This is a genomic window from Pseudomonas sp. 2848, assembly GCF_003253945.1.
GTDB lineage: Bacteria > Pseudomonadota > Gammaproteobacteria > Pseudomonadales > Pseudomonadaceae > Aquipseudomonas.
Genome location: NZ_QKZD01000022.1, coordinates 1 through 19,847, shown reverse-complemented (window position 1 = coordinate 19,847; position 19,847 = coordinate 1). Strand labels below are relative to the sequence as shown.

The 19,847-nt window shown below is 63.5% G+C and carries 18 protein-coding genes; 11 read left to right on the top strand and 7 right to left on the bottom strand.

Annotation, left to right across the window (positions count from 1 at the left end):
- Window positions 1–236: 236 nt before the first annotated feature.
- Entirely contained in the window at window positions 237–2,318 is a 2,082-nt protein-coding gene (locus DFS21_RS26115; RefSeq protein WP_371918144.1) for a hypothetical protein, read from the top strand.
- A 160-nt stretch (window positions 2,319–2,478) separates the two neighbouring features.
- Here DFS21_RS26115 and DFS21_RS26110 read toward each other — a convergent pair whose 3' ends face one another.
- Complete coding sequence (locus DFS21_RS26110) at window positions 2,479–2,784, bottom strand: DUF2288 domain-containing protein (RefSeq protein WP_046854488.1); 306 nt, start codon at window positions 2,782–2,784, stop codon at window positions 2,479–2,481.
- 359 nt (window positions 2,785–3,143) lie between these two features.
- Between DFS21_RS26110 and DFS21_RS26100 the strand changes: the two genes are divergently transcribed.
- From DFS21_RS26100 to DFS21_RS26065, 7 genes are all read left to right on the top strand, one after another.
- The gene (locus DFS21_RS26100; protein ID WP_111533446.1) at window positions 3,144–4,259 is read left to right on the top strand and encodes a branched-chain amino acid ABC transporter substrate-binding protein; all 1,116 of its coding nucleotides are present in this window, start codon (window positions 3,144–3,146) and stop codon (window positions 4,257–4,259) included.
- A gap of 237 nt (window positions 4,260–4,496) precedes the next feature.
- On the top strand, window positions 4,497–5,420 hold the full coding sequence (livH, locus tag DFS21_RS26090; RefSeq protein WP_028692119.1) for a high-affinity branched-chain amino acid ABC transporter permease LivH: 924 nt from the start codon (window positions 4,497–4,499) through the stop codon (window positions 5,418–5,420).
- Complete coding sequence (locus DFS21_RS26085; protein WP_102684683.1) at window positions 5,417–6,673, top strand: high-affinity branched-chain amino acid ABC transporter permease LivM; 1,257 nt, start codon at window positions 5,417–5,419, stop codon at window positions 6,671–6,673. The genes livH and DFS21_RS26085 overlap by 4 nt, the downstream gene beginning before the upstream one ends.
- On the top strand, window positions 6,670–7,437 hold the full coding sequence (gene livG, locus DFS21_RS26080) for a high-affinity branched-chain amino acid ABC transporter ATP-binding protein LivG (RefSeq protein WP_023631159.1): 768 nt from the start codon (window positions 6,670–6,672) through the stop codon (window positions 7,435–7,437). The genes DFS21_RS26085 and livG overlap by 4 nt, the downstream gene beginning before the upstream one ends.
- Complete coding sequence (locus tag DFS21_RS26075; RefSeq protein ID WP_102684682.1) at window positions 7,438–8,139, top strand: ABC transporter ATP-binding protein; 702 nt, start codon at window positions 7,438–7,440, stop codon at window positions 8,137–8,139.
- Window positions 8,140–8,260: 121 nt separating this feature from the next.
- Window positions 8,261–8,938, top strand: coding sequence for a COG3650 family protein (locus DFS21_RS26070; protein ID WP_046854484.1), 678 nt, complete (start codon window positions 8,261–8,263; stop codon window positions 8,936–8,938).
- Window positions 8,939–9,041: 103 nt separating this feature from the next.
- Complete coding sequence (locus tag DFS21_RS26065) at window positions 9,042–10,655, top strand: NAD(P)/FAD-dependent oxidoreductase (RefSeq protein WP_111533445.1); 1,614 nt, start codon at window positions 9,042–9,044, stop codon at window positions 10,653–10,655.
- Between the two features lie 75 nt (window positions 10,656–10,730).
- On the opposite strand, the gene DFS21_RS26060 is transcribed toward DFS21_RS26065, so the two are convergent.
- A complete protein-coding gene (locus DFS21_RS26060) occupies window positions 10,731–11,195 on the bottom strand; it encodes a glycine zipper 2TM domain-containing protein (protein WP_023632818.1) in 465 nt (154 codons plus the stop codon).
- A 147-nt stretch (window positions 11,196–11,342) separates the two neighbouring features.
- On the opposite strand from DFS21_RS26060, the gene DFS21_RS26055 reads away from it, so the two are divergent.
- Window positions 11,343–11,573 (top strand): hypothetical protein, encoded by a 231-nt coding sequence (locus DFS21_RS26055; protein ID WP_102684680.1) that lies wholly within the window; start codon window positions 11,343–11,345, stop codon window positions 11,571–11,573.
- A 30-nt stretch (window positions 11,574–11,603) separates the two neighbouring features.
- Here DFS21_RS26055 and pdxH read toward each other — a convergent pair whose 3' ends face one another.
- The 5 genes from pdxH to dinG form a co-directional block, all read right to left on the bottom strand.
- Window positions 11,604–12,251 (bottom strand): pyridoxamine 5'-phosphate oxidase, encoded by a 648-nt coding sequence (gene pdxH / locus DFS21_RS26050; protein ID WP_110704384.1) that lies wholly within the window; start codon window positions 12,249–12,251, stop codon window positions 11,604–11,606.
- 18 nt (window positions 12,252–12,269) lie between these two features.
- Window positions 12,270–13,247 (bottom strand): OmpA family protein, encoded by a 978-nt coding sequence (locus DFS21_RS26045; RefSeq protein ID WP_110704382.1) that lies wholly within the window; start codon window positions 13,245–13,247, stop codon window positions 12,270–12,272.
- Between the two features lie 99 nt (window positions 13,248–13,346).
- Window positions 13,347–14,492 carry a serine hydrolase domain-containing protein gene (locus DFS21_RS26040; protein ID WP_111533444.1) on the bottom strand — a complete coding sequence of 382 codons (1,146 nt, stop codon included), beginning with the start codon at window positions 14,490–14,492 and terminating at the stop codon, window positions 13,347–13,349.
- 97 nt (window positions 14,493–14,589) lie between these two features.
- A complete protein-coding gene (locus DFS21_RS26035) occupies window positions 14,590–16,806 on the bottom strand; it encodes a beta-galactosidase (RefSeq protein ID WP_111533443.1) in 2,217 nt (738 codons plus the stop codon).
- 81 nt (window positions 16,807–16,887) lie between these two features.
- A complete protein-coding gene (gene dinG, locus DFS21_RS26030) occupies window positions 16,888–19,032 on the bottom strand; it encodes an ATP-dependent DNA helicase DinG (RefSeq protein WP_110704376.1) in 2,145 nt (714 codons plus the stop codon).
- A 98-nt stretch (window positions 19,033–19,130) separates the two neighbouring features.
- On the opposite strand from dinG, the gene DFS21_RS26025 reads away from it, so the two are divergent.
- Together DFS21_RS26025 and DFS21_RS26840 are read left to right on the top strand one after the other, a co-directional pair.
- Complete coding sequence (locus DFS21_RS26025; protein WP_111533442.1) at window positions 19,131–19,595, top strand: CopD family protein; 465 nt, start codon at window positions 19,131–19,133, stop codon at window positions 19,593–19,595.
- Window positions 19,549–19,847, top strand: a 299-nt coding sequence (locus DFS21_RS26840) for a hypothetical protein (RefSeq protein WP_218281301.1), incomplete at its 3' end; no start/stop codon positions are given. The genes DFS21_RS26025 and DFS21_RS26840, both read left to right, overlap by 47 nt.

Here is a 19,847-nt window from a genome sequence, read left to right as displayed (position 1 = left end):
AAAACCTTAGAACGACTAAGGAAACCCCCTATCGCACAAGAAAAAGACGCACTGATAAAGTCGCGAAATTTCTCCGTGATGGCTAGATGACATGTCTCACCGGGAAGCCAACCACTCCAGGCAAATGGCGCACTATGACTTCTACGAACACTTCTGCCAATGCGGCTCCCGAGCCCTCCCTCAGCACCACCTCGCTGACCGCCGGCAGTGCTCGAGACCTGCCCACGGCGCGCAGCATGCCGGCGCAACAGTACCTGTACTTCACCGAACAGGACATCCAGCGCATCCTCGACAACCTCGATGGCCTGCGCGACCTGGTCTTCCCGCCAAACCTGCACGTGGAGGACGAGGACCAGCTGCGCCTGGAGCAGCAGTTCCCGTCGGTGTGCCTGATCGGCCTGGGTCGCTGCGGCTCGAACATCGCCCTGGACGTGGCGGAACTGGTTTACAACGCCCGCACCTTCTTCCTCAACGAGTACAACAACGAGGACCGCTTCAAGGGCGAGGCCGGCTACAGCCCGGCGCGCTGGATCCGCCAGAACCTGCGCCTGGTACAGAACAAGGCGGCCAAGCCGGTGTTCCTGGTCGAGCCGCTGGTGATGCTCGGCGACCTGGACAAGGACATCGCCGGGCGCATCCGCTTCTCGCGCAAGGGCGAGCGCGGCGGCTTCTTGCGCGACTACAGCAAGATGAAAATCATGGACCTGTCCGAGGTGCATGCCGGCGGCGCCGGCAACGCGCCGATCCTCGGCCAGTACCTGGCCAAGATCATCCTCAACAAGGACACCCAGCGCTTCTCCAGCGCCGACTGGAAGCTGATCCACTCGTACCTGATCGACTCCTGCGGCATCAAGGCCAACCAGTCGCGCCTGTACTTCTACATCTTCAGCGCCGGCGGCGGCACCGGCTCGGGCATGGCCTCGGAATTCGGCCTGGCCCAGCAGTACTCGTACATGAACAAGACCTTCGATACCAAACCGGCCGACGAGAACGACGGCAAGAGCGGGCATTCGTTCGTGTTCGAGCCGATCTTCACCAGCGGTATCTGCGTGCTGCCCAATGCGTCCGATCACCGCAGCGAAATGTCCGAGGCGCTGCACATCAACGCCGGACGCCTGCTGTGCAAATACCTGTCGGAGGAATGGGACTTCTCGTACAACTTCGACAATGAAGACAGCAGCGAAGCCAGCGTCATGGGCCGCATCCGCCCGTGGAACGCGATGATGCTGATCTCCAACGACATCATGCGCTACGCCGAGGAGAGCGACGACGGCACGATCCAGAACATCGACGTCAATGCCATGGAGAAGCACGCCAACCAGTACATCTCCCAGCAGATCTTCAACATCCTCACGGCGCAGGCGGTGACCACCGACTACGACCAGAACTACTTCCGCCGCGCCGGCATCGATATCGGCGAGACCATCCGCCTGGACGCCAACGACCTGTTCATGAGCCTGGCCGGCCCCGTGGCCATCGCCTATGCCGAGTCGGTGGTGCCGGAAGTGCCGCCGGCAGGGTCGGACAAGTTCAAGGTGTTCGAGCGCGAGCAGCCGCGCCTGGACATCGACGACCTGTTCTTCCGCTCCATCGACCTGCCGCACTTCAACAAGCAGACCCAGGCCATCGAAGGCATCAGCCTGCTGCCAATCGAGTCGCGCCGCTACCGCGCCGCGCTGGAGCAGTACCAGGCCTCGGGCTACGACGCCGCGGCGCTGCACGACCTGCATTTCTTCAAGAACTGCTCGTCGGTGGTGTCGATCGTGTCGCTGCCCAAGGATTACAAACTGTCGTACATGGACCTGAACCGGCTCAAGACCCACCTCAACAGCCTGTTCCCCAACACCACGCTCAAGCGCTATGCGCTGGTGATCGGCGCCTCGGCCAACCTGTCGCTGACCACCCTGATCGCCAAGAGCCCGTGCCTGTCGGACGATTTCCTCACGCTGATCGTGGCGTTCATCAAGCGTTGCTTCGCGCGCAACCCGTACCGTTTCGACGACACCATGGACAATGCGATCCTCGAGTTCATCACCAGCGAGCACTTCGATGAAGACAGCATCGATGACCTGCTCAACGAGTTCGAGAACCCGGCAAAGATCCTCGACACCAACTGGTACGCGATCAAGCCGATGTACGAGAAGAAGTACCGCGAGCTGATCAACGACAAGAGCCGTTTCGTCTCGATCAACGATATCCGCCTGTCGCGCGAGTGCGTGAAGAAGGCGGTGAAGTACCTGCGCGAGATCTTCAGGCACCGCATCGGCAAGACCCGGGTGATTTCGCTGAACAGCCATACCGGGCGTGTGGACTACTGATCCAGTTGGGGCCGCAAAGCGGCCCCATTTACGCATCCCGTAAACTGTTACCGCCCCGCCGAATCACCCCGCCACTGTTACCAACTTCCACCTTACGTGAGCGTCAATGCGCACCATTGCGGAGCGTTTGCGCGTTTTCACGCACTAAAAAAGCCCGCGCTTATTCCGCTTTCTTCGCCTGGATCACGATGAACGGCGAAACCACCACCGCCCAGATCTCTGGATCGCGGGTTTGCAGGTCGAGCGCCTGCTCGGCGGAGACCGGCCCGACAGTGCCATCATTGCGCCACTTGGCGAAGATCTCGCCGCGATTCTCGGCCATCGCCTCGGCAACGGCGATCAGGTCGAGGCTGGGGTCGACCCAAATCAGGTCACCCTTGGCCCAGAAACGCTCCAGGGCTTTCCACTCGATGACGGCGGTCTCGCCGAGCAGTTTGGCATAGAGGGTGCTTACTTGATCAGTCATGGGTTTACCTGCGCAAAGATCGGCCAACAAAAAGGCCGGCATTTTTGCAGAAAAACCCGGTTTCAAATACGTAATTTGGTCGATCAGGCCCGAACTTGTGGAGGCGGGCCGGGAATACAGGCAAAGTGATGGCGCTTTTCTGTATCTTTATGTCGATTACGCGACACCCCTTGAGACAGACGCTTTTCGCCCGCTTTTCAAGCGCTCGGACAGCGCTCTACACTGTACCGGTACAGTTCCGGGACATGTTCCGGGGGAAGGTGGGCTTACGGCATTGGCGTAGCCAGGCCGCGAATCCCGCCCGGTCTGTAGCCCTGGCCTCAGGACTATAAGAATTACAACAGAATGAGTGGAGCACTATGATCAAGATTTCCAAGCTGTTTGCCGCGATGGTTCTGGCCGGAGTCGCCAGCCATTCGTTTGCCGCCGACACCATCAAGATCGGCATCGCCGGTCCCAAGACCGGGCCGGTGACCCAGTACGGCGACATGCAGTTCGTTGGCGCCAAACAGGCCATCAAGGACATCAACGCCAAGGGCGGCGTCGATGGCAAGATGCTCGAAGCCAAGGAATACGACGACGCGTGCGACCCTAAACAGGCCGTGGCCGTCGCCAACAAAGTGGTCAACGATGGCGTCAAGTACGTGATCGGCCACCTGTGCTCCAGCTCCACCCAGCCTGCGTCCGACATCTACGAAGACGAAGGCGTGATCATGATCACCCCAGCCGCCACCTCCCCGGAAATCACCGCCCGTGGCTACAAGCTGATCTTCCGCACCATCGGCCTGGACAGCGCCCAGGGCCCGGCCGCCGGCAACTACATCGCCGACCACGTCAAGCCGAAGGTCGTTGCGGTGCTGCACGACAAGCAGCAGTACGGCGAAGGCATCGCCACCGCAGTCAAGACCACCCTGGAAGGCAAAGGCACCAAGGTCGCCGTCTTCGAAGGCCTGAACGCCGGTGACAAGGACTTCTCCTCGATCATCCAGAAACTCAAGCAGAACAACGTCGACTTCGTCTACTACGGCGGCTACCACCCGGAGCTGGGCCTGATCCTGCGCCAGGCACAAGAGAAAGGCCTGAAAGCCAAGTTCATGGGCCCGGAAGGCGTGGGTAACGACTCCATCTCGCAGATCGCCCAAGGCGCCTCCGAAGGCCTGCTGGTGACCCTGCCCAAGTCGTTCGACGCTGCACCTGAGAACAAGGCCATCGTCGACGCCATCAAGGCCGACGGCAAGGACCCAAGCGGTCCGTTCGTGTTCCCGGCCTACTCGGCTGTCGAACTGATCGCCCAGGGCATCAAGGCTGCCGGCTCCGAAGACACCGACAAGGTGGCCGCCGCCATTCACAAAGGCACCTTCAAGACCCCGACCGGCGACCTGTCGTATGACGAAAAGGGCGACCTGAAAGACTTCAAGTTCGTGGTCTACGAATGGCACTTCGGCAAGCCGAAGACCGAAGTCTCCCCTCAGTAACTGCGTGACTAATAGCTGACCGAGAAGCCCACTGTGCGAGCAGTGGGCTTTGTTTTACGAGGTTCATGAGCCTGATTCCCGTGATCCGGGAGCCGGTTCACCTGAAAATCTTAAAACCGTCACCCGCGGTTTCCTGGCCGTGCCCGCAAAAAGATCACGTGGCGAAGACCACGAGAACAAGGGGCCGGGGTCATCCCCCGCCAGAGAAATGCAAATCAGGTTTTTAGGAGCGCTGTAATGCCTGAGATCTACCATTTCCTACAACAACTGGTTAACGGATTGACCATCGGCAGTACCTACGCGCTGATCGCCATCGGTTACACGATGGTGTACGGCATCATCGGCATGATCAACTTCGCCCACGGCGAGGTGTACATGATCGGTTCCTACGTGGCCTTCATCGCCCTCGCCGGGCTGGCCATGATGGGCATCCACTCGTTGCCGATCCTGATGACCGTGGCCTTCGTCGCCACGATCTTCGTCACCAGTGCCTACGGCTACAGCATCGAACGGGTCGCCTACCGGCCGCTGCGCAACAGCAACCGGCTGATCCCGCTGATCTCCGCCATCGGCATGTCGATCTTCCTGCAGAACACCGTCCTGCTGTCACAGGACTCGAAAGACAAGTCCATCCCCAACCTGATCCCCGGCAGCTTCTCGTTCGGCCCGGGGGGCGCTGAGGAAGTGCTGGTCTCGTACATGCAGATCCTGGTGTTCGTGGTAACCCTCGTCGCCATGACCTGCCTGACCCTGTTCATCTCCCGTTCCCGCCTGGGGCGCGCCTGCCGCGCCTGCGCCGAGGACATCAAGATGGCCAACCTGCTGGGCATCAACACCAACAACATCATCGCCCTGACCTTCGTCATCGGTGCCGCGCTGGCGGCGGTGGCGGCCGTGCTGCTGAGCATGCAGTACGGGGTGATCAACCCCAACGCCGGTTTCCTGGTGGGCCTGAAGGCCTTCACCGCGGCGGTACTGGGCGGCATCGGCAGCATCCCGGGCGCCATGCTCGGCGGGCTGGTGCTGGGCGTGGCCGAAGCGTTCGGCGCCGACATCTTCGGCGACCAGTACAAGGACGTGGTGGCATTCGGTCTTTTGGTTCTTGTCCTGCTGTTCCGGCCGACCGGCATCCTGGGCCGCCCGGAGGTTGAAAAAGTATGAACAGAAATCTCAAACAGGCGTTCTTCAGCGCCTTGCTGGTCTGGGCCGTGGCCTTCCCGGTGCTGGGCCTGAAACTCAGCATCGATGGCATCAGCCTGGTGGTGCATAGCCAGGGTTCGTTCACCATCGGCATCATCGCCGCGTGCTCGGTGCTGATGTTCCTGCGCGTGCTGTTCGACAAGCAGTGGAGCTCGGTGATGGGCCGCCGCTCCGACCGCAAACTGGTACCGTCGTCGGTGAGCAACTTCCTCACCCTGCCGAAAACCCAGCGCTGGGTGATCATGGGCCTGATCGTCGTCGCCCTGATCTGGCCGTTCTTCGGCTCCCGCGGCGCGGTCGACATCGCCACGCTGATCCTGATCTACGTGTTGCTGGGCCTGGGCCTGAACATCGTGGTCGGCCTGGCGGGCCTGCTCGACCTGGGTTACGTCGGCTTCTACGCCGTCGGCGCCTACAGCTACGCCATGCTCTCCCACTACCTGGGCTGGAGCTTCTGGGTCTGCCTGCCGATCGCCGGCCTGATGGCCGCCACCTTCGGCTTCCTGCTCGGCTTCCCGGTGCTGCGCCTGCGCGGTGACTACCTGGCGATCGTGACCCTGGGCTTTGGCGAGATCATCCGCCTGTTCCTGCGTAACCTCACCGACTGGACCGGCGGCCCCAACGGCATCAGCAACATCCCCAAGCCGGAGTTCTTCGGCCTGACCTTCGAGCGCCGCGCCGCCGAGGGGATGCAGACCTTCCACGAGTTCTTCGGGCTGGAATACAACTCGATCAACAAGGTCATCTTCCTCTACCTGGTCGCCCTGCTGCTGGCCCTGCTGGCGCTGTTCGTGATCAACCGCCTGCTGCGCATGCCGATCGGCCGTGCCTGGGAAGCGCTGCGCGAAGACGAGATCGCCTGCCGCGCGCTGGGCCTGAACCCCACCGTGATCAAGCTCTCGGCGTTCACCCTGGGTGCCTGCTTCGCCGGTTTCGCCGGCAGCTTCTTCGCCGCCCGCCAGGGCCTGGTGACACCGGAGTCGTTCACCTTCATCGAGTCGGCGATCATCCTCGCCATCGTCGTGCTGGGGGGCATGGGTTCGCAGTTGGGCGTGATTCTCGCGGCCATCGTGATGATCCTGCTGCCGGAGATGATGCGTGAGTTCAGCGAATACCGGATGCTGATGTTCGGTGCGCTGATGGTGTTGATGATGATCTGGCGTCCGCAGGGCCTGCTGCCCATGCAACGTCCGCACATGGAGCTGCCTCGATGAGCCGCGAAATTCTGCAAGTCAGCGGCCTGAGCATGCGCTTTGGCGGCTTGTTGGCGGTCAACGGCGTGGCCCTGACCGTCAAGGAAAAACAAGTGGTGGCACTGATCGGCCCGAACGGCGCTGGCAAGACCACCGTGTTCAACTGCCTGACCGGCTTCTACAAGCCCAGCGGCGGCACCATCCTGCTCGACGGCCAGCCGATCCAGGGCCTGGCCGGCCATCAGATCGCCCGCAAGGGCGTGGTGCGAACCTTCCAGAACGTGCGCCTGTTCAAGGAAATGACCGCGCTGGAAAACCTGCTGATTGCCCAGCACCGCCACCTCAACACCAACTTCTTCGCCGGCCTGTTCAAGACCCCGAGCTTCCGCCGCAGCGAAAAAGAGGCCATGGAGCGCGCGCAGTACTGGCTGGAGAAGGTCAACCTGACCGAGTTTGCCAACCGTACCGCCGGCACCCTGGCCTACGGCCAGCAACGGCGCCTGGAAATCGCCCGCTGCATGATGACCCAACCGCGAATCATCATGCTCGACGAACCGGCCGCCGGCCTGAACCCCAAGGAGACCGAGGACCTCAAGGCCCTCATCGCCTACCTGCGCGAATCGCACAACGTGACCGTGCTGCTGATCGAGCACGACATGAAGCTGGTGATGAGCATTTCCGACCACATCGTGGTGATCAACCAGGGCACGCCCCTGGCCGACGGTACGCCGGAAGAGATCCGCGGCAACCCTGATGTGATCAAGGCCTACCTGGGGGAGGCGTAAATGCTGAAGTTCGAGAACGTTTCCACCTTCTACGGCAAGATCCAGGCGCTGCACAGCGTCAACGTGGAGATCAACCAGGGCGAGATCGTCACCCTGATCGGCGCCAACGGCGCCGGCAAGTCCACCTTGCTGATGACCCTGTGCGGCTCGCCCCAGGCGAGCAGCGGTAGCATCAAGTACCTGGGTGAGGAACTGGTCGGCCAGCCGTCCTCGCACATCATGCGCAAGAGCATCGCGGTGGTGCCGGAAGGCCGCCGTGTGTTCGCCCGCCTGACCGTCGAGGAAAACCTGGCCATGGGCGGCTTCTTCACCAACAAGGGCGACTACCAGGAGCAGTTGGACAAGGTCCTGCAGTTGTTCCCGCGCCTGAAGGAGCGTTACATCCAGCGTGGCGGCACCATGTCCGGTGGCGAGCAGCAGATGCTGGCCATCGGCCGGGCACTGATGAGCAAGCCCAAGCTGCTGTTGCTGGACGAACCATCGCTGGGCCTTGCGCCGATCATCATCCAGCAGATCTTCGACATCATCGAACAGCTGCGCCGCGATGGCGTGACCGTGTTCCTGGTGGAGCAGAACGCCAACCAGGCACTGAAGGTCGCCGATCGGGCGTATGTGCTGGAGAACGGCAAGGTGGTGATGCAGGGTACCGGTGAAGCATTGCTGACCGACCCGAAGGTACGCGATGCGTACCTCGGGGGTTGAATGATCAAAGGGCCTTCGGGCCCTTTTTTCTTGCGCCGCGATGAGGCCGTGCCTCTTGTAGAGGCCCGGCAGGCTCGGTAACGTGACCGGCACTTTTTGCCCGAAAACCGGAGCCCGCCTGATGCGCCTCACCCCTTCCCTGCTGCTCACCGCCCTGCTGCCGCTGTTCGCAGGCTGCCAGATGCTGGCCGAAAAACCGGTCGACCCGAACCTGGGCACTACCCGCCTGCAAGGCGAACTGAGCGCGGCCGGCGGCCATCTGCTGTTCAAACCCTGTAACGAAAGCCGCCGCTTCATCGTCAACGACGCTGCTGGCACCGGCATCCTGCAAGAAGCCGCCACCCTGGCCGACGACGCCGGTGACAAGCTGTTCGCCGATGTCCGTGCGCGCATGGCCGGCAGCAAGCAGGCAGGCAGCGACGGCCAGCTCGACGTGACCCGCCTGTACCGCCTCGACACCTCCGAATACCGTGGCTGCGAAGACCCCAACTTCAAGCAGTTGACCCTCCGCGCCGGCGGCCACGAGCCGGACTGGGACATCAAGGCCAGCGGCAAGGGCATGGTGCTCAACCGCATTGGCCAGGAGCCGTTGCCACTGCCTTACCTGGAGGAAGCACTGCCCGGCGGCGGCTTGAGCCTGTCCAGCGAGGCTAACGGCCAGCGTGTCGAACTGTGGGTCGCGCCCCAGCGCTGCGTCGACGGCGCCACCGGCGCCATCCGCCACCTCAAGGCCGAGCTGCGCATCGACGGCAAGACCCTGCAAGGCTGCGCCTACTACGGCGGCGCCCGTGACCTCTGATCACCGGGTGCTTTTATCCTGCCAGTCAGGGCGGCTAACAGCTTATACTTGGCGGTTTGTGTAAAGCCGCCGGCCGCCCATGGCCGGGATACTGGACCCTGCCATGCTACGAATCACCGAACTGAAGCTGCCCCTGGACCACTCCGACGACGAGTTGCGCGCCGCCATCGTCCAGCGCCTGGGCATCAGCGATGAGCAACTGCTCGGCTTCACCCTGTTCAAGCGCAGCTACGATGCGCGCAAGAAGAACAGCGAGCTGCTGTTCATCTACACCATCGACCTTGAAACCAGCAACGAAGACGAACTGCTGCGCCGCTTCGAAGGCGACGCCAAGATCGGCGTGGCCCCGGACGTCAGCTACAAGTTCGTCGGCCAGGCCCCGGCCGAGCTGCCTGCGCGCCCGATCGTGGTCGGCTTCGGCCCCTGCGGCATCTTCGCCGGGCTGGTCCTGGCGCAGATGGGCTTCAAGCCGATCGTGCTCGAGCGCGGTAAAGAGGTGCGCCAGCGTACCAAGGACACCTGGGGCCTGTGGCGCAAGAGCGTGCTCAACCCCGAATCCAACGTACAGTTCGGCGAAGGCGGCGCCGGGACCTTCTCCGACGGCAAGCTGTACAGCCAGATCAAGGATCCGAACCACCACGGTCGCAAGGTGCTGGAAGAGTTCGTCAAGGCCGGTGCGCCCGACGAGATCCTCTACATCAACAAGCCGCACATCGGTACCTTCCGCCTGACCAGCATGGTCGAGAAGATGCGCGAGGAAATCATCAGCCTGGGTGGCGAGGTGCGCTTCGAGCAGAAGGTCACCGACCTGCTGGTGGACGGCGAACAGCTCACGGGCGTGGTACTGCAGAGCGGTGAACAGCTGCACTCGCGCCATGTGGTACTGGCCCTGGGGCACAGCGCCCGCGACACCTTCCGCATGCTCCACGCCAAGGGTGTGTTCATGGAGGCCAAGCCGTTCTCGGTCGGTTTCCGCATCGAGCACCCGCAGTCGCTGATCGACAAGGCGCGCCTGGGCAAGTACGCCGGCCACCCGAAACTCGGCGCCGCCGACTACAAGCTGGTGCACCACGCCAAGAACGGCCGCTCGGTCTACAGCTTCTGCATGTGCCCGGGCGGTACCGTGGTCGCCGCCACCAGCGAACCTGGCCGCGTGGTCACCAATGGCATGAGCCAATACTCGCGCAATGAACGTAACGCCAACTCCGGCATCGTCGTCGGTATCGACCCCGAGCGCGACTACCCAGGTGGCCCGCTGGCCGGTATCGAGCTGCAGGAGCGCCTGGAAGCCCATGCCTACGTGATGGGCGGCAGCAACTACCAGGCACCGGCGCAGCTGGTCGGTGACTTCGTCGCCGGGCGCCCGTCCACCGCGCTGGGCAGCGTCGAGCCGTCGTACAAACCGGGCGTGACCCTGGGCGACCTGGCACCGAGCCTGCCAGACTTCGTCATCGAGGCGATCCGTGAAGCGCTGCCGGCCTTCGACCGCCAGATCAAGGGCTACAACCTGCACGATGCGGTGCTGACCGGCATCGAAACCCGCACCTCATCGCCGCTGCGCATCACCCGTGACGCCAGCTTCCAGAGCCTCAACCTCAAGGGCCTGTTCCCGGCAGGTGAAGGCGCAGGCTACGCGGGCGGCATCCTGTCCGCCGGCGTCGACGGGATTCGCATCGCCGAAGCGGTGGCACGGGATATCCTCGGGTTGAACGACTAACCCGATCGTCTTTCGCAGACAAAAAGAAACCCCGACACGGCCAAGCCGGTCGGGGTTTTCTTTTCAAGCGTGCTGTCAGTGAGTGACGCGGCTGGTGCCGTCGACAGTCATGATGCGTACACGCTCACCCACACGGAAGATCTCGTTCTGCTGCACTTGCTGCACGTAGGCACGCATGCTGCCGTCGTCTTCACGCACGGTGATTTCGACACCCTGGGTACGGGTCAGGCCTTCTTCAGCGGCGGAGCCCGCCAGGCCACCGGCCACGGCACCGATGACTGCGGCAACGATACTGCCACGGCCACCACCGACGGCACTGCCGGCGACACCACCGACAATTGCGCCAGCACCGCCACCGATTGGCGTCTTGGTGCCTTCGATCTTCACCGGGCGCAGGGATTCGATGGTACCCATGCGCACGGTCTGCACGCGGCGGGCCTCATCACGGGAGTAGCTGTCGCCGGTCAGCGACGATTGACAGCCGCCCAGCAGCAGCGACACGGTGGTGAAGCTGGCCAGCAGCAAAGCGGATTTACGCATGGGGACAATCTCCGTAAGACAGGTGTCCATTAGACTCCGCGCCTTGACAAGTGTCACGGCGCAAACGTTATAAAATTGTTTTCATTCAGCTCAGGTACAGCCGTTGCTGGCTGAATTGCGGGCCTACAGGTGAGACCAAGGATAGCCATGGATTACTTCATCGTCGTCGTCGTGACGGTCGCCGGGCTGTATTTTCACGGGTGGCTGTATGTGCGCATGCGCCGTTGGATGGACCGGGACCTGGCGCTGTCGCTGGCCGGGGAGGATCCGGCGAAGCAGGACTTCATGCTCAAGTTGCTGGAGCGGGCGCGGGTGGAGAAGGTGCGGCGCAAGGCGTTGGCGGCGTGGCTGGAGCGCGAAGCGGCGGGGTATCGTTGATAATGGGGCCGCGTCGCGGCCCCATCCTTGTCAGGGCGCCAGGCGTTCGCGCGCCCACTGGCCATCGACCAGGCGGTAGTTCAGGCGGTCATGCAAGCGGCTCGCACGCCCCTGCCAGAACTCGATGCGCTCGGGCAGCAAGCGGTAACCGCCCCAATGCTCCGGGCAATGCGGCTGACTGTCGGAAAAGCGCGCCTCGGTGGCCTTGACCAGGCCTTCCAGCTCCTCGCGATCGGCAATCACCCGGCTCTGCGGTGACGCCCAGGCCCCCAGCCGGCTGCCCAGCGGGCGCACCTGGTAATAATCGTCCGACTCCTTGGCCGTGACCTTCTCCACCCGTCCCTCGATCCGCACCTGGCGCTCCAGCGCCGGCCAGAAGAAGGTCATCGCTGCATAAGGGTTGGCCGCAATGTGCTGGCCCTTGGCACTTTCATAGTTGGTGAAAAAGGTGAAACCGCGTGCGTCCAGCGCCTTGAGCAGCAACACCCGGCAATGCGGACGCCCCTCGGCATCAACGGTGGCCAGGGTCATGGCATTGGCTTCCACCGGTAGCTGCTCGGTCTTCACCGCATCGGCGAACCAGTGGTGGAACAGCGCGAACGGCTCCCCGGGGGCCTGGGCTTCGGCCAGGCCATCTCGGGTATAGTCGCGGCGCATATCGGCCAGGGATTGGGTCATGCTGCGTTTCCTTGACGATCAGTTGGTCTTCGCAGGGCTGTTGGCGGCGACTTTCTTGTCGGTGGCGGCCTTCTTCGCGGCTGGCTTGGCCGGAGCGGCTTTCTTCTTGGCGGTGGTGCTGGCCTTGGCTGGCGCCTTGGCTTTGGCGGCAGGCTTTTTCGCAGCCGGCTTGGCGGCGGCCTTGACGACAGGCTTGGCGGCCGGGGCCTTGGCGTCCTGGGTGGCAACCATCGCCGCCGGAGCCGGCGACGGGGCAGCCTGCTGGTACTTGGCCAGCAGCGCAACCATGGTGTTCTGCGGGGTCAGCAGCAGCTCGACTCGGCGGTTCAAGGCACGGCCTTCAGCGCTGTCGTTGGCGGCACGCGGCATCACCGCGCCCATACCCTTGAGCATCAGGCGGTCGCGCTGCAGGCCGCTGAGACGGAAGATCGCCGACACCGAAGCGGCGCGCTCGAGGCTGAGTTTCTGGTTGGCGGCCATGGCGCCGCTGGTGTCGGCGTGGCCGAGGATCAGCACAGCGGTCTTGGTATCGGTCTCGATGACCTTGGCAACCTGGGTGATCGGGCCAAGGGTCGCGGGCAGCAGCATGTTCGGGCGATCAGGGTTGTAGGAGCTGTCGACCGGGATGGTTACCGCCAGCAAATCCTCGCGGCGCTCCAGCTCGAACTTGCTGCCCTTGATCGCTTCGCGGACCTTCGGCTCGTACTGGTCAAGCCAGGCCTGCGTGGCCTTGTGGTCGATCTTCGGCACCGCCGCGACCTTGTCCTTCTTCTCATCGCTGCCAAACGGCCACCACCAGCGGCTGCCGCTTTCGGACTTGGCGTCGGCCTTGGCCACGTTCTCGACGACAGCCTCCTTCACTTCCTTGTCAGCGACCTTGTCCGAACCAAATGGCCACCAGTTCAGGCCACCGTCCTTTGCGGCGTCCGGGGAGTGGCTGGCACAACCGGTCATGGCCAGGCACAGGGCGAGTGCTAAGGTTTTATGTGAAGACATCAGCGATACACCATGAAATAGAAAGAAATTTTGCCCATACGCTTCAGGCGTTGGCATTGAGGATAGTCAAAGGGACGTGGCAATACCCGCGTTACCCGATCAAAGGCAACTGCCAAGCACCCGCACCAGATTCTGTGCGCGGGGGTCCATCAGCACGTAGGGGCCGAGGGTATTGGTGACGAAGCCGAAGGCCACGTCATGCTCGGGGTCGGCGAAACCGACCGAGCCGCCGGCGCCGGGGTGACCGAAGGCACGCGCGCCAAGGCCGAAGGTGGCGTTGGCCACGTCTGGCTGGTCAAGCATGCAGCCCAGGCCGAAACGGGTCTGGGTGAGCAGGGTGCGGTCCTGGCCGAGGCTGTGCTCGCGGGTCAGCTCGTCGAGCAGTTCGGACTCAAGCAGGCTGCCATCGAGCAGGCCGGCATAGAAGCCCGCCAGGCTGCGGGCATTGCCATGGCCATTGGCCGCCGGCTGCTGCATGCGCCGCCATTCAGGCTTGTTGGTGCTGGTGAGGATCGCCGGCGGGTTGGTGAAGGCCCGAGTGGACAAGGCCTCGGGCTCGCGCATCGTCACCTGCAGCAGGCGCTGGGCGGCGGCATCGCCAGGGTTGCCCTTGCCGCGGGCGATATGCGCCACGCGGTGGAATTCTTCATCCGCCAGGCCGACGTGGAAGTCCAGGCCCAGCGGCTTGGCGGTGCGAGCGACGATGGAGTCGCCCGGACCACGGCCATCGGCGCGGCGGATCAATTCGCCAATCAGCCAGCCGTAGGTGATTGCCGCGTAACCGTGCTCGCTGCCGGGCGTCCACCAGGGCGTTTCAGCGGCGAGGGCATCGACCATGGCCTGCCAGTCATACAGGGCTTCGGCCGGCAGCAGCTCGCGGATGGCCGGCAGGCCGGCGCGGTGGCTGAGCAATTGGCGCAGGGTGACCTGCTCCTTGTCGGCCTGGGCGAACTCCGGCCAGTAGCGCGCCACCGGCGCATCGAGGGCGAGCTTGCCCTCGCCCACCAGTTGCAAGGCGGTGACGGCGGTAAAGGTCTTGGTGCAGGAGAACAGATTGGCGATGGTGTCGCTATGCCAGGCCTCGCGGCCATCCTTGTCGGCACTGCCGGCCCACAGGTCGACCACGGTTTCTCCGCCGACTTGGATGCACAACGCGGCACCACGTTCCTGGGGATCCTCGAACAACGCGGCGAAAGCATCGCGCACCGCCTCGAACTTCAGCTCATAGTGACCCTGGATCTGCACCCGACTACCTCTCTTTACTGCCTGGCTTGCAAAGGGGTGCATTGTTTCAGTAGTTGGGCGATTTGCCTACTGAAGATGGCTGGGTGGTTATCCGGAACTACGGCTTGTCCAACGCTGCGCGCAAATGCCCAAGGACTTGCAGGTTGCTGCGGCGTACCGCCTCGATGAACCCCGCATAGGGCACATCGGTGACAGCGACCAGGCCAAGATGACCGTTCTCGCCATCGAGCAGGCGCCCGCTGGCGGGTTGATCGAGGTACTGGAACCAGTGCGCACCGACGATCATCGGCTGGGCCATGGCCGCCTTGAGGAAGTTGGCATACGCCGGGCCACGGTCTTCCTCGCGGGCCACCTCCAGCGGCCCGGGCCAGAATGGGCCGCGGTCACGTGAACCGAACTGGAACTCCGAGACCAGCACCGGCTTGTCGAGCTCGGCCAGGCGGGCGAAGTCGTAGCCGTCGTCAGGCTTCAAGGTATAGAAGTTGAAGCTCAGCACATCACAGAACTCGGCGCAGGCCTTCACCGCCTCGGGGGTGCTGACCGCGTAGCGGCCACCGAGCAGCAGATGGTTGGGCGCATGCCATTTCAGCGCTTCGGAAATGGTCTTGAAATAGGTTTCGGCAAACACCTGCTGGAAATACTGGTAGTCACGCTCGATTTCCGGATGCTCAGGATTAGGCAAAGGCGCCTCGAACCCCGGGTCTTCCATCAGCTCCCAGGCGGTCAGCTCAATACCCCAGGCCTTCGACAGCCCCTGCTGGTTGCGGTACTTGTCGCGCAGTTGCTTGAGGAAAGCGCGCTTGGCCGGCACATCGGTGGTCAGACGCAAGGTGCCATAGGCAAGGCCATAGCGAGCCTTGGGGTCGTCCCCCGGCGCGGCCCAGGCCAGTTCGTTGTCGGCGAAGTAACCGATCAGCCAAGGGTCGTCGCGGTGATCCCGGGCAGCAATGGCCACGGCACGCTCGGTAGCCATGGCGAAACGCGGGTCGAACGGGTCGGGCATGCGCCCCCACCAGTCCATGCCAGTGCTGATGCTGGCGTAGTCACCGACGATCGATAGCGGCAAGGTGTACGGCAGGCGCTTGGCTTGCCCGAGCGACGCATCGCTCCAGTTGCCGAGGGTGTTGAAGCCCCAGGCCTGCAGGCGATCCAGGGTATGGGCCTGCCAACGCTGGGCGTCCAGCACCGCCACCGGGCACGCCACCTCTCCCTGCGGGCAAGGCTTGCCATAGGTGCGCTGAAGATTGGCCGCGTAGAAGTCGAACCAGCGCCCCTGCTTGAAACCACGGCCTTGGGACGACGCATTGCCGTCATCGTTGTTGCCTTCGCCATAGAAGGCACTCAGGGTGTCGCCTTCTCCCGGCAAGGCTTTGAACATGCCCTCACGGCCGGCGACATAGGTGCGCCCGCCATCTGCGGCGACGGCATTGACGCCGAGCGAATAGAACGGATGCCCTTCCGGCGTCACCAGGTACCAGCGTCCGTCGCGTTTCTCGGTACGGAAGAAACCCTTGGCTTCGAACGCAGGCCCCTCCAGCAGGCCGCCATAGGTGTCCAGTTTGAGCTTGTCGCGCTCGGCCAGCCAGCCCTTGAGCTGTGCCTGTTCACGGCTGTCGGCAGCCTTGAGCTGCTCGTCGTTGACGATTTTTTCCGGCCAGCGGCCACGGGTCGATTGCCCATAACCATCGATCAGCTCGGCGTAGGCGGCCTTGAACGCCTGATCGTCATCCTGCAGGCCGACCTTCTCGATCAACAGGCTCTGCGCCACCTTGGGGCCGGGGATGCTCAAGCTGACCGAAGTGACCTGCGCCAGGTCAGCTCCTCCTTCGCTGCTAGTCAGCAACAGGCGCTGGCCTTCGTAGGTCCAAGGCATCGGCGGCCCGGCACGCATGCCCTGGCTCAGTGGTGAACGGGCCTTGAGCGGAATCATCACGGTCTGCGCAGGCCCGGCCGGCAGGTCGATGCGGCTGGTGAGCGTGCGCCCGTCGCTGCTTTGCACCACCACATCGACGGTCAGCGCCCAGTCCATGCCACTCTGCAGGCGCAGGGTCAGCGCCTGGCCGGCAGACCAGTCCCACGCCCCGCTCTGCGGCGCGAGGCGCAGTGTCGGCTGCGCCACCGGGTTGAACACCACGCGCCGCAACACTTCGCCTTCGGCTGTCTGTTCCGCGTTGTACTGCGGCAGGTTGGTGTCCTGGGTGATGACATTCACCACCGAGGCCGGGCGCACGAAGCTGAACAGGGTCTGCTGCCCGGCCAGCAAAGGCGCACTGAACAACACGGAGAACACGACAGGCAAGGCGCGGCGGATCATGGGGCGGTGGCTCTCCTTCGGAGCCCGTCATGGGCTCGCAATCGAGTAATGGACAACGGGTTGTGCGTGTTGCTCCGGCGGTCAGCCGATTTCCCGTCGGAAAGGTGGCAGCGCATTGAGAATAGCCTTGCCATAGCGTTGCGTGACCAGACGGCGGTCGAGCAAGGTGATCACGCCACGGTCCTGCTCGGTACGCAGCAGCCGGCCGCAGGCCTGGATGAGGCGCAGCGAGGCGTCGGGCACGGCGATTTCCATGAACGGATTGCCGCCACGGGCTTCGATCCATTCGGCCAGCGCGGCCTCGACCGGATCGTCCGGCACCGCGAAGGGGATCTTGGCGATCACCACATGCTCGCAATAGGCGCCCGGGAGGTCGACACCCTCGGCGAAGCTGGCCAGGCCGAACAGCACGCTGTGTTGGCCGTCGTCGACCCGCGCCTTGTGCTTGTTCAGGGTTTCCTGCTTGGACAGGTTGCCCTGGATCAGCACCAGCTTGCGCCAGTCACGGTCCAGACCGTCGAACACGTCCTGCATCTGTTTGCGCGAGGAGAACAGTACCAGCGCGCCGCGGGCATCCTCGACGATGGCTGGCAGCTCGCGAATGATCGCCGCGGTGTGCGCCGTGGCATCGCGCGGATCGGCACCCAGGTCGGGCACCCGCAGCAGCCCGGCGTCACCATGCACGAACGGGCTGGGCACCACGCACTGCACCGCGTCGCGTGGCAGGCCCGAACGCATGCGGAAGCGGTCGAACTTGCCCAGCGCAGTGAGCGTCGCCGAGGTCACCAGGGCGCCATAGGCGACGTTCCACAGGCTCTTGCGCAGCATCTCGGCAGCCAGGATGGGGCTGGCGTTGACCTCGATATCGAATAGCGCGCCGCTTTCGGCCAGGGTCAGCCAACGGGCCATGGGCGGGTTGTCTTCGGGGTCTTCCGCGGTAAAGGCGGTCCACAGCTCCCAGTTGCCCTGGGCCCGGGTCACCAGGCTGCCGAACAGCGGGTACCACTCCTCGGCCTGGTGGCTGGCGATACCGATGTTGTTTTCGCCGTCCATGCCTTCCTTGAGCAGGTCGGCCAGGCGGGTGAACAGGTCGTTGAGACGAGCGAAGCCTTTCTTGAGCTCGATGCCTACTTCGCGGATCTGCTCCGGCACCACGCCGCCCTCGAATCGATAGCGCGGGCGGTCGCGGCCTTCCATGTCCTCGCCGGCGCGGAAGTCCGCCACCTGCTCGCACAGGGTGAACATGAATTGCTGCTGGGTACGCACCTCGCGGGCCAGCTCCGGCACCTGCTCGATGTACTTGCCGAGGTCGCCCGGCAATGGATGCTGGGCCAGCAGCTTGGTCAGGTTCTTGGCAGTCTGCTCCAGCCAGTCGGCCGTGGAGCGCAGCCGCGAATAATGAGCAAAATGGCCAATGGCCTTGTCCGGCAAGTGGTGGCCTTCGTCGAACACGTACATTGTGTCGCGCGGGTCGGGCAGCACGGCGCCACCGCCGAGCGCCAGGTCGGCCAGGACCATGTCGTGGTTGGTGACGATCACGTCGACCTTGCCCATGCCTTCACGGGCCTTGTAGAACACGCACTGCTGGAAGTTGGGGCAGTGCCGACCCGTGCATTGGCTGTGATCGGTGGTCAGGCGCGCCCAGTCCTGGTCCTCGACGGCCTCCGACCAGCTGTCGCGGTCGCCGTCCCAGCGGTTGCCGGCGAGCTTTTCGATCATGCTGTTGAACAGTTTCTGGCTGCGCTCGTCGACCTCGATGCGAAAGCCCTCTTCCTCGAACAGCTGGGCGGTGGCCGACTGGGCGTGGCCTTCCTGCAACAGGACGTCGAGCTTGGACAGACACAGGTAACGGCCACGGCCCTTGGCCAGGGCGAAGCTGAAGTTCAGCCCACTGTTGCGCATCAGGTCGGGCAGGTCCTTGAAGACGATCTGCTCCTGCAGCGCCACGGTCGCGGTGGCGATCACCAGGCGCTTGCCGGCGGCCTTGGCGGCGGGGATCGCGGCCAGGCTGTAGGCGACGGTCTTGCCGGTACCGGTACCGGCCTCGACGGCAACCACCGCGGGCTCGCCGGCACGGCGGCCTTCATCGTCGCAGGCGATGTCGCCGAGCACCTTGGCCACTTCGGCGATCATCAGGCGCTGGCCGTAACGCGGCTTGAGGCTTTTGGCTTCGAGGAAACGCGAGTAGGCGCCCTGGATGGTGGCTTTGAGTTCGTTGCTGATCATGGTCTGCAGGCGCCCGGAGGGCTGGATATATTTTCAGTGTTTCGCATGGGCCGGCTATCATACCCCGCTATTGCCCTTTGTGCCGCATGGAGATCCCGATGCTTGCCTTTGCCCTGCCCTACACCTTGCATGTCCTGGCCGCCCTCGTCTGGGTCGGCGGGATGTTCTTCGCCTGGCTGGTACTGCGGCCAGCCACGGTTGCAGCGCTGGAAGGGCCCGCGCGGCTGCGTTTGTGGGTGGAAGTTTTCCAGCGGTTCTTCAGATGGGTCTGGCTGGCGGTGGCGGTGCTGGCTGTCAGCGGGGTCGGGATGATTCACCTGCGGTTTGCCGGGTTCGAGACCGCGCCCCGTTATGTGCAGGTGATGATTGGCGGGGGGATTGTCATGTTTGCGTTGTTCATGCGGGTTCAGGGGTTGTTGTTGCCTGAGTTGCGTGCGGCGATGGAGGCTGGGGATTGGGCTTCGGGGGCTGGGGTGTTGGGGCGGATTCGGCGGTTGGTTGGGGTTAATTTGTTGATTGGCGTTGTGGTGGTGGGGGTGGCGAGTTCGCGGGTTTTGGTTTGAGGGGTTCGGGTTCGGGTTCGGCTTCGGCTTCGGCTTCGGCTTCGGCTTCGGCTTCGGCTTCGGCTTCGGCTTCGGCTTCGGCTTCGGCTCGATAGATTGTTTTGGTATTTGCAAGCACATTCGTAGACGATGTCGACATTTCGTCACCTTTCCGCCTTTACGGCGGCCGACTTTTGTCGTGGCAAAAGTCGGCAAAACCGTTCGGCTCCGTTCATACGGCCCCTACGCTTCGCTCCGGGGTTCCCTCGCTCC

Coding starts and splice junctions, on each gene's coding strand:
- DFS21_RS26055 (WP_102684680.1), top strand. CDS start 11,343: ATGGATTACTTCATCGTCGTCGTCGTGACGGTCGCCGGGCTGTATTTT.
- DFS21_RS26075 (WP_102684682.1), top strand. CDS start 7,438: ATGCTGAAGTTCGAGAACGTTTCCACCTTCTACGGCAAGATCCAGGCG.
- DFS21_RS26110 (WP_046854488.1), bottom strand. CDS start 2,784: ATGACTGATCAAGTAAGCACCCTCTATGCCAAACTGCTCGGCGAGACC.
- pdxH (WP_110704384.1), bottom strand. CDS start 12,251: ATGACCCAATCCCTGGCCGATATGCGCCGCGACTATACCCGAGATGGC.
- DFS21_RS26070 (WP_046854484.1), top strand. CDS start 8,261: ATGCGCCTCACCCCTTCCCTGCTGCTCACCGCCCTGCTGCCGCTGTTC.
- DFS21_RS26115 (WP_371918144.1), top strand. CDS start 237: ATGCCGGCGCAACAGTACCTGTACTTCACCGAACAGGACATCCAGCGC.
- DFS21_RS26025 (WP_111533442.1), top strand. CDS start 19,131: ATGCTTGCCTTTGCCCTGCCCTACACCTTGCATGTCCTGGCCGCCCTC.
- dinG (WP_110704376.1), bottom strand. CDS start 19,032: ATGATCAGCAACGAACTCAAAGCCACCATCCAGGGCGCCTACTCGCGT.
- DFS21_RS26100 (WP_111533446.1), top strand. CDS start 3,144: ATGATCAAGATTTCCAAGCTGTTTGCCGCGATGGTTCTGGCCGGAGTC.
- livH (WP_028692119.1), top strand. CDS start 4,497: ATGCCTGAGATCTACCATTTCCTACAACAACTGGTTAACGGATTGACC.
- livG (WP_023631159.1), top strand. CDS start 6,670: ATGAGCCGCGAAATTCTGCAAGTCAGCGGCCTGAGCATGCGCTTTGGC.
- DFS21_RS26065 (WP_111533445.1), top strand. CDS start 9,042: ATGCTACGAATCACCGAACTGAAGCTGCCCCTGGACCACTCCGACGAC.
- DFS21_RS26060 (WP_023632818.1), bottom strand. CDS start 11,195: ATGCGTAAATCCGCTTTGCTGCTGGCCAGCTTCACCACCGTGTCGCTG.
- DFS21_RS26035 (WP_111533443.1), bottom strand. CDS start 16,806: ATGATCCGCCGCGCCTTGCCTGTCGTGTTCTCCGTGTTGTTCAGTGCG.
- DFS21_RS26085 (WP_102684683.1), top strand. CDS start 5,417: ATGAACAGAAATCTCAAACAGGCGTTCTTCAGCGCCTTGCTGGTCTGG.
- DFS21_RS26045 (WP_110704382.1), bottom strand. CDS start 13,247: ATGTCTTCACATAAAACCTTAGCACTCGCCCTGTGCCTGGCCATGACC.